This window comes from Mesorhizobium sp. ORS 3428, assembly GCF_001854785.1.
GTDB lineage: Bacteria > Pseudomonadota > Alphaproteobacteria > Rhizobiales > Rhizobiaceae > Mesorhizobium.
The window spans coordinates 486,266-501,923 of record NZ_MDFL01000115.1 but is presented as its reverse complement, the minus strand read 5'-3'; the positions used below and the strand labels follow the sequence as shown (position 1 = coordinate 501,923).

Sequence of the window (15,658 nt, the reverse complement as noted above, 5' to 3'; positions counted from 1 at the left end):
GTCAAAGAGTTGAGATAGAAATCCAGCATCGCCATCAGCGCGTTGGGTCACGTCGCAACCTGCTGCGCAGAGCGGCGCCCTCCCAACAGTCGACAAGCAGATCGGCGAGATGACGCGCATCGGTTGTTGCCGGCACAGTCCCGGCCAGTTGCGCCATCCTCGATGGCCGGCGCCAGGCGTTGGGCGATGGAAGAAAAGCACCATTCGATCTTCTCCCGAAAGACTTCGCTGACGCCGGACAGTTCCTGCCCCAGCCCACCCATCAGGCAACCCAGATACCCCTCGTCCCGATAGGATCGAGCGACCGTCTCAAAGAACAGCCTGATCCGCTGCAGCGGCGGCAACGCTCGATCGCTCATGCAGCGATCGAGCAGCGCGTGAACGCCGGCAACGTAGGTGTCTATCACCTTCAGGGCAAAGTCCTCCTTGCTTCTGAAATAATGATAGAATGAGCCCTTGGGACTATTGGTTGTCTCCAGCACGGCCTGAACGCCGAGCCCGTTGTAGCCCCGTTCGAGCAGCATCCGCAGGCCTTCCTCGATCATGCGCTCCTTGACTGCACTCACGCGCTGCTCTCTCCCAGCCTGCCTTCCGGCTGATGTCTATTTCTTGGTCCGCGCGATCATGTGATCGATCACATGGCTGTGTTCGTGCTGTGGGCTGAACATCACGATCTCGGCATCCTCGTCGACCTTAACATTATGGCCCGGCGGCCAATAGAAGAGATCGTCGGTCTTCACAGTCTCAGATTGCCCTGCCGCGTCCGTTGTCGTCAGTTGGCCGCGTAGGACAAAGCCCCAATGCGGACACTGGCACATGTTGCCGTCCAGCCCTTCGAACAATGGCGCTGTATCCACACCGGCGGCAAGGCTGAAGTACTCGCCGCTTATCTGGCTGTAGCCAGTGGCGTCGCCAAATCCCAATTGCTGCCGGACGACGGCTCCGGGCACGTTCAGCCTCACGTCGATCATTTCCTTTGCGATATGCAACTTAACCTCCCTTGCACTTAGACCGACCGGTCGGTCTAAGTGCAGAATTGTCCTCCGCGACATAGTGTCAAGCGGGACCGAACCCAGAGCCAATGGCCCGTGTATTGAAAGTTAGGCCCGGGAGAGATCGGTAAACGGCGGCCGCGTGAAAGGTCCGGGAATGGGCGCGCCTCGCGTGACATCGCCGCGCCCTTCGTGTATCGGGTCGAACCATCATGCCAGCGCCGCCAGGCGAAGCGGGGCAGCTTTCGCCTCCAGATTTGCCCGCGCCGAGATTTTCGAGGAACCAGATGACGGTGAAGCCCCTCTATCGACGTGTCTTGCTGAAAGCTTCGGGCGAAGCGTTGATGGGAGAACAGCATTTCGGCATCGACGTTTCGGTCGTCGACCGCATCGCCGCCGACATTGCCGAGGCGAGGGCGCTCGGCATCGAAGTCGGCGTCGTCATCGGCGGCGGCAACATCTTCCGCGGCGTGGCCGTCGCCTCCAAGGGCGGCGACCGCGTCACCGGCGACCACATGGGCATGTTGGCCACCGTGATCAACTCGCTGGCGCTGCGCACCTCGCTCAACAAGATCGGCGTCGACGCCGTCGTGCTGTCGGCCATCGCCATGCCGGAGCTCTGCGAGAGCTTCTCGCAGCGCCAGGCGACGGCCTACATGAACCAGGGCAAGGTGGTCATCTTCGCCGGCGGCACCGRCAATCCGTTCTTCACCACCGATTCGGCCGCCGCGCTTCGCGCCGCCGAGATCGGCGCCGACGCGCTCTTCAAGGGCACCCAGGTCGACGGCGTCTATTCGGCCGACCCTAAGAAGGATCCGAACGCGATCCGTTTCGACCGCATAAGTCATGCCGAGGTTATCAAACGCGGGCTTACGATCATGGATACGGCCGCGATTGCACTTGCGCGCGAAAACAACATTCCGATAATCGTCTATTCGATCCACGAAAAAGGTGGTTTCGGCGAAATTCTGAGAGGCGGCGGCCATTGCACGATCGTCGCYGACAATTGACCGAGGCCGGGATCGTTAGGCGAGCGCTGGTTTCGCGGGAAGCCAGAACACAAACAGTGAACCCGGCGAACGGGTCGAGGAGATGATCATGAGTGGCGAGTACGACGACCTCAAGCGGCGCATGGACGGAGCCATCGCGGCCTTCAAGCACGATCTCGCTTCGCTGCGCACCGGCCGCGCGTCCAGCAACCTGCTCGACGCAATCCAGGTCCAGGCCTACGGCACGGCGATGCCGATCAACCAGGTGGCCAACATCTCGGTACCGGAGCCGCGTATGCTGTCGGTTTCAGTGTGGGACAAGTCGATGGTCGGCGCCGTCGACCGCGCCATCCGCGAGTCCAATCTCGGTTTCAACCCGATCGTCGACGGCACCACGCTTAGGATTCCGCTGCCCGAACTCAACGAGCAGCGCCGCAAGGAACTGGTCAAGATCTCGCATAGCTATGCCGAGAATGCGCGCGTCGCGGTGCGCCATGTGCGCCGCGACGGCATGGATTTCCTGAAAAAGGCCGAAAAGGACGGCACGCTCAGCGAAGACGATCATCGCAAGCGCTCCGACCAGGTTCAGAAGCTGACCGACGAGATGATCAGCACCATCGATCACCTGCTTTCCGATAAGGAAGCTGAGATCATGCAGGTTTAGGGTCGGTTTTTACCGGCTCGGAAGCGAGACCATGGCAACGCCCGCGCATGTCGCGATCATCATGGATGGAAACGGACGCTGGGCCAAGGCGCGCGGCATGCCGCGGCTTGCCGGCCACCGTGCCGGCGTGGAGGCTCTGCGCAAGACGGTGCGCGCCGCGCCCGAGCTCGGCATTTCCTGTCTGACGGTCTACGCCTTCTCGTCGGAAAACTGGTCGCGGCCGAAATCGGAAGTCAGCGACCTGATGGGTCTGTTGAAACTCTTCATCCGTCGCGACCTCGCCGAGCTGCACCAGAACGGCGTGCGGGTAAGGGTGATCGGCGACAGGGAAGGGCTGCAGCCCGACATCAGGGGCCTGCTGCAGGAAGCCGAATCGCTGACTGCGGGCAATGAGGCGCTGACGCTTGTCATCGCCTTCAACTATGGCGGCCGCGACGAGATCGTGCGCACCGCGCGCAAGCTCGCCGCAGCCGTCGCGCGCGGCGAGATGGACAGCGACGCGATCACGATGGAGAGCTTTGCCGGTTCGCTCGACACCGAAGGCATTCCCGATCCGGACCTGGTGATCCGCACCAGCGGTGAGCTCAGGTTGTCGAACTTCCTGTTGTGGCAGGCCGCCTATAGCGAGCTCGTCTTCCTGCCCTGCTACTGGCCGGACTTCAGCCGGGAGCATCTGGCCGAAGCCCTGCGAGACTTTGCCGGTCGCGAACGCCGCTTCGGCGGGCTCGCCGCCCGAGACGTCGCCTTGTAGCGCCGACGCAGATGAGCAACCTCCAGCAGCGCGTCATCTCGGCCATCGTGATGGCGGCCGTTACGCTTGTTCTCACCTGGCTCGGCGGGCTGCCGTTCCGCCTGTTCTGCGCGGCGATCGCGGCACTGATCTTCTACGAATGGACGCGCATGTCCCGTTCCGCAAGCGGCGCCAGGTCAGGCTTTCTGCCGGAAGCGCTGATCGCGGTCTTCGTTGTCGCGTTGATTGCCGGGCTGCCGGCTCTGTGGCTGCTGCTTGTGATCGCAGTACTAGCCGCGATCGCCGCAACGGCCACAAGCATCCAAGGGACCGCGCAATGGGAGGCGTCGGGACTGGTTTACGCGGCCCTGTCCGGCCTTTCGCTCGCCTACCTGCGCGGTGACAACCATTCCGGACTGATCGCTATCCTCTTCCTGTTCGCGGTGGTCTGGGCGACCGACATAGCGGCCTATTTCGTCGGCCGCGCGGTCGGCGGTCCGAAGCTCGCGCCGTCTATCTCGCCCGGCAAGACGCAAAGCGGCGCGCTTGGCGGGGCCGTCGGCGGCGTTGTCGCCGGGTTGCTGCTGGCAATCGTGACCGGGGCCGGCAATCTCGTCATGCTGGGTGTTGTGGCCTTGGCGCTCTCGGTCGTTTCGCAGATCGGCGACCTGTTCGAATCCTGGGTCAAGCGCCGGCACGGCTGCAAGGATTCGAGCAATCTGATTCCCGGCCATGGCGGAATCATGGATAGGGTGGACGGACTTGTCGCGGCCGCCTTCACCCTGTACGTCATTGGTTGGATCGCGGCGGGCGCCGACCATCCGGCAATGGGGCTGTTTCCGAACTGAATGGCGTCGCCGCGGGGCGAAAAACGACGCGGACCGCGGATTCGCCCGGATTGATGCCACAGTCGCGTCCGAGTGTCGCGCTGGGCTAATTTGAGGGCATGACTTGAACGATATTCTTCACACGCTCTTCAGCACTCAAGGGTTCGTCCTTGGCACGCTCGTTCCGTTTGTGTTCGTGCTCACCGCCGTGGTGTTCGTGCACGAGATGGGCCACTATCTCATCGGCCGCTGGTGCGGCATCGGCGTGAAGGCCTTCTCCATCGGCTTCGGCCCGGAACTCTTCGGCTTCAACGATCGCCGCGGCACGCGCTGGAAGCTTTGCGCCATTCCGCTTGGCGGCTATGTCAAATTCGTCGGCGACATGAACGCGACGTCGAGCCAGCCGAGCGCCGAAGATATCGAATCATTGACCGAGGCCGAGCGCGAGGTCGCCTTCCACACCCAGCCGATCTGGAAGCGCGCGGCGACGGTCGTTGCCGGGCCGCTGTTCAATTTCCTGCTGACGATCGCTGTCTTCGCGGTGCTGTTTTCGCTTTACGGCCGTCCGGTCATGGAGCCCATGGTGGCCGAAGTCACCGCCGGCAGTCCGGCGGCGCGGGCAGGCATCCAGCCTGGCGACCGATTCGTCAAAGTCGACGGCGCCAAGGTGGAGACCTTCGCCGACGTTCAGCGTCTGGTCTCGGGCCGCGCCGGCGACACCATCACTTTCACCATGCTTCGCGACGGCAAGGAAATCACCGTCACGGCGGCGCCAGAGCTGATGGAGCAGCAGGATGCCCTGGGCAACAAGGTCAAGGTCGCGATCATCGGCGTCGCCAACAACGCCGAGCTCGGGCAGCCGAGACTGATCTCCTACACCCCCGCCGGTGCGCTTTCGGCGGCCGTCGAGGAAACCGGGCACGTCATTGAGCGCACCGGCCAGTTCCTGAAGCGGTTTGTCGTCGGACGCGAGGACAGATGCCAGCTGGGCGGACCGATCAAGATTRCAAAAATGTCGGGTCAGGCCGCCAAACTCGGCTTCGAGTGGCTGGTGCAGCTTGTGGCATTTCTGTCAGTCGGTATAGGGATTCTCAACCTTCTGCCGATTCCCCCTCTCGACGGCGGCCACCTGTTGTTCTACGGCGTCGAGGCCGTCATAAGGCGGCCCGTGTCGGAGCGGATGATGGAGATGGCCTATCGGACCGGTCTCATCCTGGTGCTCGGCTTCATGGGCTTCGTTTTTTGGAATGATCTGTTTGGGTGCTGAAATCATGAAGGAATTTGGCTTCGGCCCCGACCCTGTTGAGACGCCGTTTACCATGCGTGGGGATATGCGTGACGCGAAAGCCACGCAACAGGGTTAAGTAAATACAAATTAACCGGGAGCCTTGCGTGTAGGGAAAATCCGGTTAATACGGTAAGGGAAAATACCGCACGTCCGGTTTTCTCGCCGTGGGGACTACGAGAAAAAGGTACAAAAGCCCGATGAAGGCAGCATCCAAGTTTCTGAGCGCCGCGTCCGCGGCGGCTTTGTCCGCCGCGCTGGTTATGCCAGGCGCGCTCGCAGTGCAGTTCGTTGCCACATCGGTAGCTGAAGCAGCGGTTGTCAGCAGGGTCGAGGTCCGCGGCAACCAGCGTGTCGATGCCGAAACCATCCGCAATTACATTTCGATCAAGCCTGGCAAGGCCTTCTCCAGCGCTGACATCGACGCAGCAGTGAAGGCGTTGTTCGGCACCGGGCTGTTTTCGGACGTGCAGATCAACCAGGTCGGCTCGACGCTGGTCGTCAAGGTTTCCGAATACAAGGTCGTCAACCAGGTCCTGTTCCAGGGCAACAAGAAGATCAAGGACAACGCCCTTCAGGCGGCCATTCAGCTGAAGCCGCGCGCGACTTTCTCGCAGCAGGCGCTCGATGCCGACGTCGAGGCGATCAAGGCGGCCTACAAGCGCATCGGCCGCGACGACGCCGCCGTCACCACGCAGATCATGGATCTCGGCGACAATCGCGTGAACGTCGTCTTCAACATCAATGAAGGCGCGCGCACRCAGATCGCGGCCATCAACTTCGTTGGCAACAGCGCCTTTTCCAGCCGTCGCCTGTCGGACGTGATCAACACCAAGCGTTCGTCCTGGCTTTCCTTCGTGCTGCGCGACGACGTCTATGACGAGGACAAGCTGCGCGCCGACCAGGAATTGCTGCGCCGGTTCTACTACAATCACGGCTATGCCGACTTCCAGGTCGTCTCGGCTGTCGGCGAGTTGGATGAGGCCACCAACAAATACACGGTCACGATCACGGTGCAGGAAGGCGAGCGCTACACCTTCGGCGACATCAGCGTCGAAAGCACCATCCCCGAGGTCGACTCGAAGGCGCTGCAATCAGTGGTCGAAACCCACAAGGGCGACGTCTACAATGCCAAGGACGTCGAGGACACGCTCGTCGCGCTCACCGAGAAGGTCGCGGGATCCGGCTATCCCTTTGCCCAGGTGACGCCGCGCGGCGACCGCAATTTCGAAAACCACACGATCTCGATCGTCTACACCATCGATCAGGGCACCAAGGCGTATATCGAGCGCATCGAGATCCGCGGCAACGACCGCACGCGCGACTACGTCATCCGTCGCGAATTCGACGTCAGCGAAGGCGATGCGTTCAACCAGGTCCTCATCCAGCGCGCGAAGAAGCGGCTGGAAGCTCTGGATTATTTTGAGAAAGTCGATATCTCGACTGTTCCCGGGTCGGCTCCCGATCAGGTTGTCCTGGTGGTCGACGTGGTCGAGAAGTCGACCGGCGAGTTCTCGATCGGCGCCGGCTATTCGACCGGCGGCGACACGCCGGGTCCGTCCGTCGAGGGCTCGATCACCGAGCGCAACTTCCTCGGCCGCGGCCAGTACATCAAGCTGGCGGCCGGCGGTGRCAGGCATTCGCGCGACTACAGCATTTCCTTCACCGAGCCGTATTTCCTCGGTCGGCGCATCGCCGCGGGCTTCGATATCTATAAGTCGACCCGCGAATACAAGCACTATGACAGCGACGTCACCGGCGCGACCATCCGTTTCGGCTTACCGATTACCGACAACATCTCGACCCAACTGGCGTATAACATCGCGCAGGAGAAATATAAGCTTTCCGACAGCTGCGATGCCAATGGCGACGGAGTTCCTGACCCCGGCTGTGACATCTCTCAGGCCATTCTAAATGGTATTGAGGAAAGCCCTTGGCTGAAGTCTTCGGTCAGCCTGGGTCTGGTTTACAACACCATCGACGACATGAAGAACCCGCATGAGGGTCTCTACATCACCGGCACGACAGAGTTCGCTGGTCTTGGCGGCGATGCCAAGTGGGTGAAAGTGACCGGGCGTGCAAGTGTTTACCAGACTCTTTCCGAGCAGCTTGACCTGGTCGGGCTGGTCTCCGGTGGCGCTGGCCACATAGAAGGCTATGGTAGCAACGATCTGCGCATCTTTGACTACTTCCAGAGCAATGATCGCATGATACGCGGCTTCGAGTATGGTGGTATCGGTCCCGTAGCTGTGGGGTCCAGTGGCGACCATCTCGGCGGCACGACTTATTTCAATGCCTCGGCAGAAGCGCAGTTCCCGTTGCCGGTCATTCCGGAGAGCTTCGGGCTGCGTGGTGCAGTCTTCGCAGATGCAGCGACGTTGTATGGCAATAAGCTTGGCGACGCTCTGGTTGACCCGTCGACAACTGGCATGCAGTGGCGCGCTTCGGTCGGTGTCGGCCTGATGTGGGCTTCGCCGTTCGGCCCGATCCGCATCGACTATGCGGTTCCGGTCAAGAAGGAGCCGACCGACAAAGTGCAGGAGTTCAACTTCGGCATAGCGACCCGTTTCTAATTCGTGGGTTGCGATGTTTCCGGGTCGTTTGACGACCCGGAATAGGCTGATCCGACCGAGCTGGATATGTTTCTGGAATGACCGATCCGGTATTCTTCGCGCCTTCACGCCGGTATACGGCCGGCGAGGTCGCGAATCTGACCGGCGCCAATCTCGTTGATTCCTCGCAGGCCGATGTTGCCATCGAAGCATTGGCACCTGCCAATGAGGGCGGTGACGGCGCGCTCGTTTTCGTCGACGGCAAGCGCAATTTCGCTCTGATGCAGTCGCTTAAGGCTGCTGCCGTTTTGTGCCCCGGCGACTTTGCCAACCGAGCGCCGCAGGGGATTGCGGTGCTGGTGCATCCGCGTCCGCAGCAGGCCTTCGCGATGGTCGGGCGGCTGCTGTTTCCGCAGGCTTCCACTCCTGGGCCGATGACGGGCGAAACCGGCATTTCGCCGCAAGCGCATATCGACCCGTCCGCGCATGTGGAAACCGGCGCCATCGTCGAGGCCGGCGCAGTGATTGGTCCCGGCGTGTCCATCGGCAGCGGCACCGTCGTTGCGCCCAACGCCGTCATTGGCCGCTCGTGCAAGATCGGCCGCGACGGTTACGTCGGTCCGGGCGCCAGCATCCAATATGCCCTCATCGGCAACCGCGTCATTATCCATGGCGGCGCAAGAATCGGCCAGGACGGCTTCGGCTTCGTTGGCGGCGCCAAGGGGCCCGAGCGCGTGCCGCAGATCGGCCGCGTCATCATCCAGGACGATGTCGAGATCGGCTCGAACAGCACGGTCGATCGGGGCGCGATGTCCGACACGATCATCGGCCAGGGCACCAAGATCGACAATCTGGTGCAGATCGCCCACAACGTTCGCATCGGCCGCAATTGCATTATAGCCGGGCTTTCGGGTATTTCCGGTTCGGTCGTCGTCGGCGACAACGTCACAATGGGTGGCGGCGTCGGTCTTGCCGATCATTTGACCATAGGCCCTGGGGCCAAGCTTGCAGCGAGAAGCGGATTCATGAGCAACGTGCCGGCAGGCGAGATCTGGGCAGGTTATCCGGCACAGCCGATGGCCGAAGCCTTGCGCGAGATCGCCTGGCTGCGCAAGGTCGCCAAGAGCCGCAAGCAGGGCGACGGAAATGGCTGACATGGTTACGACGACACTCGAAGCGGTCGACATAATGGGGCTTATGAAGCTCCTCCCGCACCGCTATCCGTTCCTGCTGATCGACCGCATCGTCGACATCGACGGCGACGACTCCGCTGTCGGCATCAAGAACGTGACCATCAACGAGCCGCATTTTCAGGGTCATTTCCCGCAGCAGCCGGTGATGCCGGGCGTGCTCATCATCGAGGCCATGGCGCAGACCGCCGGCGCGATCTGCATCCGCAGCCTCAACACGGAAAAGCCGTCACTGGTCTATTTCATGACCATCGACAACGCGAAGTTCCGCAAGCCGGTGGTGCCGGGCGATCAGCTCAGGATCCACGTCAAGAAGATCAAGAAGCGCGGCAACCTGTTGAAATTCGCCTGCGAGGCCATGGTCGACGGGGCAAAGGCCGCCGAAGCCGAGGTTTCGGCCATGATGGTCACCGGCTGACGGTTCGAAAATGCTCATGAAAGTTGAGACATCAATCCATCCTTCCTCGGTCGTCGAAGAAGGTGCGCAGCTCGGCGAAGGCGTGCGCATCGGGCCCTTCTGCCATGTAGGCCAGGATGCCATCATCGGCGATCGCGTCGAGCTGGTCAGCCATGTCTCGGTGATGGGCGCGACCACCGTCGGCGCCTCGACCAAGGTCTATCCGATGGCAACGCTGGGAGCGCCGCCGCAGAACACCAAGCATAAGGGCGGGCGCACCACGCTGGTCATCGGCGAAAATTGCACCATCCGTGAAGGCGTCACCATGCATGTCGGCACGGATTCCAGCCGCGGCGAGACGATCGTCGGCAACAACGGGAATTTCCTGGCCTACGCCCACATCGCCCATGACTGCGTCGTCGGCAAGAATGCCACTTTCGCCAACGGTGCGACGCTCGGCGGACACTGCGAGATCGGCGACAACGTCTATATCGGCGGCCTGACCGCCGTTCATCAGTTTGTCCGCATCGGCGACAACGCCTTCATCGGCGGCTGCTCGGCGGTCGTTGGCGACGTCATTCCCTATGCGATAGCCGTCGGCAATCGTGCCAAGCTGCGCGGGCTCAACATCATCGGCCTGAAGCGCTCCGGACTGCCGCGGGCTGAAATCTACCTGCTGCGCAGGGCTTACAGGACGATTTTCGACCACTCTCGCACCGTCGGTGAGAATGTCGAGATTGCCAAGGCGAAATTCGCCTCCTCGCCGACGGCGATGAAGATGATCGAATTCATCAGCAGTCGCGGCAAGCGGCAGTATGCCGTCCCACCGCTCAAGGGCGGTGGCGGCGATGACGATGGCGATGACGAGGGCTGAGCCCGCCGGGTCAGCGCTCGCACTCGCGCCGGGCTCCAGGGTCGGTATCATCGCCGGGGGCGGCAGCCTTCCAGTGGAAGTCGCCGACGGCCTCGCCACGCAGGGTTATGCGCCCTTCATTCTGTTGATGGAGGGTGAGGCTGACAGCGCACAGCTCCGCCGATACGAACACGTCACCATGGCACTCGAGCAGATCGGCTCCCTGGTGGCGACGCTGAAAAGCCACGGCGTGACCCATCTGGTCCTTGCCGGTGAAATCAAGCGCAGGCCGCGGCTGACCGATCTGCGCCTCAGCTTCGGGCTGCTGGCAATCGTGCCATCGGTGATCGTCGCGCTGGCGCGCGGCGATGACGGGCTTCTGAAGGTGCTGACGCGGAGCCTAGAGAGGCGGGGCATCAAGGTGGTCGGCGCGCATGAGGTCGTTCCGGGCCTCGCCGCCGGCGAGGGCACGTTGACCGCCGCAGGACCACAGAAAGCGGATTGGCGCGATATCGAGGCTGGCCGCGCCGCAGCCAAGGCCATCGGCGCCATGGATATCGGCCAGGCGGCAATTGCGATCGGCGGGCGGGTCATCGCGCTGGAAGGCATCGAGGGCACGGCCGGCCTGCTGGAGCGGACGAGAGAGTTGCGGCAACACGGCAGGCTCGCCGGAAGAACGCGCGGCGTTCTTGTCAAATGCGCCAAGCCGGGCCAGGAATTGCGCGCCGACTTGCCCGCGATAGGCCCGCAGACGGTCGAGGCCGCGCATGCCGCAGGCCTGGCCGGCATAGCTGTCGAGGCCGGCCGCTCGCTCATTCTCGAAGGTCCGACGACCATGTCGCGCGCCAATGCGCTCGGCTTGTTCATCGTCGGTTTCCCGGCAACGGAGCCGGCTCATGGCCGGTGAGAAGCCATTGAAGATCGCCATCGTCGCCGGCGAGGAATCGGGCGACCTGCTGGGCGCCGACATCGTGCGCGCGCTGGAGAAGACGACCGGCCGCAGGATCCAGCTCGTCGGCATTGGCGGTCGGCATCTCAAGGAACTTGGACTGACGCCGCTCTTCGACGGCAGCGAGATCGCGCTGATCGGCTTCAGCGCCGTCTTGCGCGACCTGCCGCGGCTGATGCGTCGCATCAGCCAGACCGCCGCCACCATAGCGGCGGAGCGGCCGGACTGCCTGATCACCATCGACAGCCCCGACTTTTCGCTGCGCGTCGCCAAAAAGGTCCGCGCCGCCGCGCCCGCTATCCCGATCATCCACTACGTCTGCCCGAGCGTGTGGGCATGGCGGCCGGGAAGGGCTGCGGCGATGAAGCCCTATGTGGATCACATACTGTGCATCCTGCCTTTCGAAGCGAAGGCGCTTGCCCGCCTCGGAGGGCCTCCGGGCACTTATGTCGGCCACCGGCTGACGCAGGACCCTGGCGTGCTCAGCGCCGCCAAGGCGCAAAGCCTGCCGCGGGACCTGTCGGAGGATCGTGTCAAGACGCTGCTTGTGCTGCCAGGCTCGCGCCGCAGCGAGGTGCGCCGGCTTATCGACCCATTCGGCAGGACGATGTCGGTCCTGCGTCAGCGCGGCCACCGGTTGCGGCTGCTGCTGCCGACGGTGCCGCAAGTCGCCGACCTGGTGAAGATGTCGGTCGCGAACTGGGACGAGAAGCCCGAGATCATCACCGATCCGGAGCGCAAATGGCAGGCTTTCGGCAAAGCCGACGCGGCATTGATCGCCTCGGGAACCGTCTCACTTGAGCTTGCGCTGTCAGGTGTCCCGATGGTCTCCAGCTACAAGCTCGATCCGATCGCAAGGCAACTGCTGCAACATCTCGTGACGACGTGGTCGGCGCTGCTGCCCAACCTGATCGCCGACCGCACGCTGGTGCCAGAGTTTTACGATCAGTACGTCCGGCCGGAAAACCTGGCGCGCCAGCTCGAAGGCCTGTTTGCCGATACCGGCATGCGCGCCTGGCAGAAGGCCGGCTTTGCCGAGATCGCCAGGCGCATGGCAACTGGAAAGCCCTCCGGCGAGATCGCTGCCGAGGTGGTGCTGGGATGCATAAGGAGAGCGAACAGGGAGTAGCGAATAGCGAGGTAGGGTCRCTCAGCGCTTCGCAGCTTTCTTCCCTATTCGCTACTCGCTATTTCGCTATTCGCTCAAATCACCGCTTCGCAATCGGCACGTAGTCGCGTTCTGTGGCGCCGGTGTAAAGCTGGCGCGGGCGGCCGATCTTCTGATGCGGGTCCTCGATCATTTCCTTCCACTGCGCGATCCAGCCGACGGTGCGCGCGACAGCGAACAGCACGGTGAACATGGTGGTGGGGAAGYCCAGCGCCTTCAGCGTGATGCCCGAATAGAAGTCGACGTTCGGATAGAGCTTCTTGGCGATGAAATATTCGTCGGTCAGCGCGATCTTCTCCAGTTCCATCGCGATGTCGAGCAGCGGGTCGTCCTTGATGCCGAGTTCGCCCAGGACCTCATGCGCGGTCTTCTGCATGATCTTGGCGCGCGGATCGTAGTTCTTGTAGACGCGGTGGCCGAAGCCCATCAGGCGGAACGGATCGTTCTTGTCCTTGGCGCGGGCGATGAATTCGGGGATGTGATCGACATGGCCGATCTCGCCCAGCATGTTGAGGGCCGCCTCATTGGCGCCGCCATGCGCCGGACCCCAAAGACAGGCGATGCYGGCGGCGATGCAGGCGAATGGATTGGCACCCGACGAACCGGCAAGGCGCACCGTCGAGGTCGATGCGTTCTGCTCGTGGTCGGCGTGCAGGATGAAGATGCGTTCCATGGCGCGCGCCAGCACCGGATTGATCTTGTACTCCTCGCACGGCACGGCAAAGCACATGTGCAGGAAGTTGGCCGCGAAGCCGAGGTCGTTCTTCGGATAAATGAAGGGCTGGCCGATGTGGTACTTGTAGGCCATCGCGGCGATGGTCGGCATCTTGGCGATCAGCCGCATCGAGGCGACCATGCGCTGGTACGGGTCCGAGATGTCGGTCGAGTCGTGGTAGAAGGCCGAAAGCGCGCCGACCACGCCGCACATGRCGGCCATCGGGTGCGCGTCGCGGCGGAAGCCGGTGAAGAAGCGCGACATCTGCTCATGCACCATGGTGTGGCGCGTCACGCGATAGTCGAAGTCGTCCTTCTGCGCCTTGGTCGGCAGTTCGCCGTAGAGCAGGAGGTAGCAGACCTCGAGGAAGTCGCCATGCTCGGCAAGCTGGTCGATCGGATAGCCGCGATGCAGAAGGATGCCGGCATCGCCATCGATGAAGGTGATCGCCGACTCGCAGCTTGCCGTCGAGGTGAAGCCCGGATCGTAGGTGAAGGCGCCGGTGGTGCTGTAGAGCGAACCGATATCGATGACGTCGGGCCCGACCGAACCGCTTCGCACCTTGAATTCGTGGGTCTTGCCGGCGAGCTCGAGCTTGGCGGTCGACTCGCGCGTCTTGCTGCCCGTTTCCATCTTTGTCGCAGCTTCGCTCATTGCAAACTCCTTTAATGTTTCCTCATGCCGGCAAGGCAATTCCTGCAAACGACACGTCGAAATCACCGGAATGCGCGAACTTACCACCGCATTTTAGGGGGTGCGTGCCAGATTGGGCCAAGGCCTAATGTTGCACTGCGAAACACACCTTTCAATGCCAATCTTCTTGGGCCAGTTCGCTCCTAATCGATTTGATCTCCAATGCGCGCCAGACTTTCGTCGCGGCCCAGCACGGCAAGCACGTCGAACACGCCGGGCGAGGTGCTCCGGCCGGTGAGCGCGGCTCTCAGCGGTTGGGCCACGGCGCCGAGCTTGTGGCCTCCGGCCTGCGCAAAGTCACGAATAGCGGCTTCCGCAGCGCTAGCGCTCCACTCGCCGGGAATCGCCGCGAGCGCGGCATGGGCGCCGCGCAGAATCGCGCGCGCGTCAGCGCCGAGCAAGCCCGCGGCCTTCTCATCGAGCTGCAGGGGCCGCTCCGCGAACAGGAAGGCGGCGCCCTCGACGAGCTCTACCAGCGTCTTCGCCCGCTCCTTGAGGCCGGGCATGGCGGCAAGCAATTGGGCCTGGCGCCTGTCGTCGAGCTTTGCCGCGAGCGCCGGTCCGCCTTCGAGATAGGGCAAGGTGGCGACGAAGATGTCGAGAAGGGATTTGTCGTCCATCTTGCGCATATGGACGCCGTTCAGTGCCTCGAGCTTGGCGAAGTCGAAGCGGGCGGCACCCTTGTTGACGTCGTCGATGTCGAACCAGGAGATCATGTCCTTGATCGACATCACCTCGTCGTCGCCGTGGCTCCAGCCCAGCCTGGCCAGATAGTTGAGCAGAGCCTCCGGCAGGTAACMCATTGCGCGATAAGCCTCGACGCCGAGCGCGCCGTGACGCTTCGACAGCTTGGCGCCGTCGGCGCCATGGATCAGCGGGATGTGCGACATCGACGGCACGGCCCAGCCCATGGCGTTGTAGATCACGGTCTGGCGCGCGGCGTTGGTCAGATGATCGTCGCCGCGGATGATATGTGTGACGCCCATGTCGTGGWCGTCGACGACGACGGCATGCATGTAGGTCGGGTTGCCGTCCGAGCGCAGGATGATGAAGTCATCGAGATCCTTGTTCGGAAAGCGCACCTCGCCCTGCACGCGGTCATGCACGATCGTTTCGCCCTCGGTCGGCGCCTTGATGCGGATCGCGCCCTTGACGCCGGGCGGTGCCTCGGACGGGTCGCGGTCGCGCCACTGGCCGTTGTAGCGCGGCGGCAGGCCCTTGGCGCGTGCGGCCTCGCGCATCGCCTCGAGTTCTGCGGGCGTCTCATAGCTGTAATAGGCCTTGCCCAGACGCACGAGCTCTTCGGCCACCTCGCGGTGGCGCGGCGCGCGCTCGAACTGCGATACGGCCTCGCCGTCCCAGGAGAGCCCGAGCCACGTCAGCCCGTCCAGAATGGCGGCGGTCGCGGCCTCGGTCGAGCGCTCGCGGTCGGTATCCTCGATGCGCAGCAGCATCGTGCCGCCGGTGTGCTTGGCGTAGAGCCAGTTGAACAGCGCCGTGCGCGCCCCGCCGATATGCAGGTAGCCGGTAGGCGAAGGGGCAAAACGGGTAACGACCTTGTCGGACATGAAACTCTCGAAAAAGCACTGAAGCGGGCGCGTTGCGCGGACTTTCGCGCGGTCGGCGTTCATGTAGCATAGGAGGTCTGGGGCGC

General features: G+C 62.8%; 15 protein-coding genes. 11 read left to right on the top strand and 4 right to left on the bottom strand.

Annotation, left to right across the window (positions count from 1 at the left end):
* Window positions 1-47: 47 nt before the first annotated feature.
* Window positions 48-566 carry a TetR/AcrR family transcriptional regulator gene (locus ORS3428_RS15590; RefSeq protein WP_201788316.1) on the bottom strand — a complete coding sequence of 173 codons (519 nt, stop codon included), beginning with the start codon at window positions 564-566 and terminating at the stop codon, window positions 48-50.
* A gap of 36 nt (window positions 567-602) precedes the next feature.
* Window positions 603-989, bottom strand: coding sequence for a hypothetical protein (locus ORS3428_RS15585; protein WP_071099292.1), 387 nt, complete (start codon window positions 987-989; stop codon window positions 603-605).
* A gap of 290 nt (window positions 990-1,279) precedes the next feature.
* Between ORS3428_RS15585 and pyrH the strand changes: the two genes are divergently transcribed.
* From pyrH to lpxB, 11 genes are all read left to right on the top strand, one after another.
* Window positions 1,280-2,002 (top strand): UMP kinase, encoded by a 723-nt coding sequence (gene pyrH / locus ORS3428_RS15580; protein ID WP_071099132.1) that lies wholly within the window; start codon window positions 1,280-1,282, stop codon window positions 2,000-2,002.
* A gap of 88 nt (window positions 2,003-2,090) precedes the next feature.
* Entirely contained in the window at window positions 2,091-2,645 is a 555-nt protein-coding gene (gene frr, locus ORS3428_RS15575; protein ID WP_083355152.1) for a ribosome recycling factor, read from the top strand.
* Between the two features lie 31 nt (window positions 2,646-2,676).
* Window positions 2,677-3,396 carry an isoprenyl transferase gene (locus ORS3428_RS15570; protein WP_083355142.1) on the top strand — a complete coding sequence of 240 codons (720 nt, stop codon included), beginning with the start codon at window positions 2,677-2,679 and terminating at the stop codon, window positions 3,394-3,396.
* An 11-nt stretch (window positions 3,397-3,407) separates the two neighbouring features.
* Window positions 3,408-4,223, top strand: a complete 816-nt coding sequence (locus tag ORS3428_RS15565) for a phosphatidate cytidylyltransferase (RefSeq protein ID WP_071099130.1) — start codon at window positions 3,408-3,410, stop codon at window positions 4,221-4,223.
* A 103-nt stretch (window positions 4,224-4,326) separates the two neighbouring features.
* Window positions 4,327-5,469, top strand: a complete 1,143-nt coding sequence (rseP, locus tag ORS3428_RS15560) for an RIP metalloprotease RseP (RefSeq protein WP_071099129.1) — start codon at window positions 4,327-4,329, stop codon at window positions 5,467-5,469.
* 218 nt (window positions 5,470-5,687) lie between these two features.
* Window positions 5,688-8,060 carry an outer membrane protein assembly factor BamA gene (bamA, locus tag ORS3428_RS15555; RefSeq protein ID WP_071099128.1) on the top strand — a complete coding sequence of 791 codons (2,373 nt, stop codon included), beginning with the start codon at window positions 5,688-5,690 and terminating at the stop codon, window positions 8,058-8,060.
* A gap of 77 nt (window positions 8,061-8,137) precedes the next feature.
* Window positions 8,138-9,193 (top strand): UDP-3-O-(3-hydroxymyristoyl)glucosamine N-acyltransferase, encoded by a 1,056-nt coding sequence (gene lpxD / locus ORS3428_RS15550; protein WP_071099127.1) that lies wholly within the window; start codon window positions 8,138-8,140, stop codon window positions 9,191-9,193.
* The gene (gene fabZ, locus ORS3428_RS15545; RefSeq protein WP_071099126.1) at window positions 9,186-9,647 is read left to right on the top strand and encodes a 3-hydroxyacyl-ACP dehydratase FabZ; all 462 of its coding nucleotides are present in this window, start codon (window positions 9,186-9,188) and stop codon (window positions 9,645-9,647) included. Before lpxD ends, fabZ begins: the two co-directional genes overlap by 8 nt.
* A gap of 16 nt (window positions 9,648-9,663) precedes the next feature.
* Complete coding sequence (gene lpxA, locus ORS3428_RS15540) at window positions 9,664-10,500, top strand: acyl-ACP--UDP-N-acetylglucosamine O-acyltransferase (RefSeq protein ID WP_071099289.1); 837 nt, start codon at window positions 9,664-9,666, stop codon at window positions 10,498-10,500.
* Window positions 10,487-11,386, top strand: a complete 900-nt coding sequence (locus ORS3428_RS15535; protein WP_071099290.1) for an LpxI family protein — start codon at window positions 10,487-10,489, stop codon at window positions 11,384-11,386. The genes lpxA and ORS3428_RS15535 overlap by 14 nt, the downstream gene beginning before the upstream one ends.
* A complete protein-coding gene (lpxB, locus tag ORS3428_RS15530) occupies window positions 11,376-12,557 on the top strand; it encodes a lipid-A-disaccharide synthase (RefSeq protein ID WP_071099125.1) in 1,182 nt (393 codons plus the stop codon). Before ORS3428_RS15535 ends, lpxB begins: the two co-directional genes overlap by 11 nt.
* A 79-nt stretch (window positions 12,558-12,636) precedes the next feature.
* On the opposite strand, the gene gltA is transcribed toward lpxB, so the two are convergent.
* Window positions 12,637-13,965, bottom strand: a complete 1,329-nt coding sequence (gene gltA, locus ORS3428_RS15525) for a citrate synthase (RefSeq protein ID WP_071099124.1) — start codon at window positions 13,963-13,965, stop codon at window positions 12,637-12,639.
* 182 nt (window positions 13,966-14,147) lie between these two features.
* Window positions 14,148-15,572: a glutamate--tRNA ligase gene (gltX, locus tag ORS3428_RS15520; protein ID WP_071099288.1), complete on the bottom strand. Its 1,425-nt coding sequence runs from the start codon at window positions 15,570-15,572 to the stop codon at window positions 14,148-14,150.
* Window positions 15,573-15,658 lie beyond the last annotated feature (86 nt).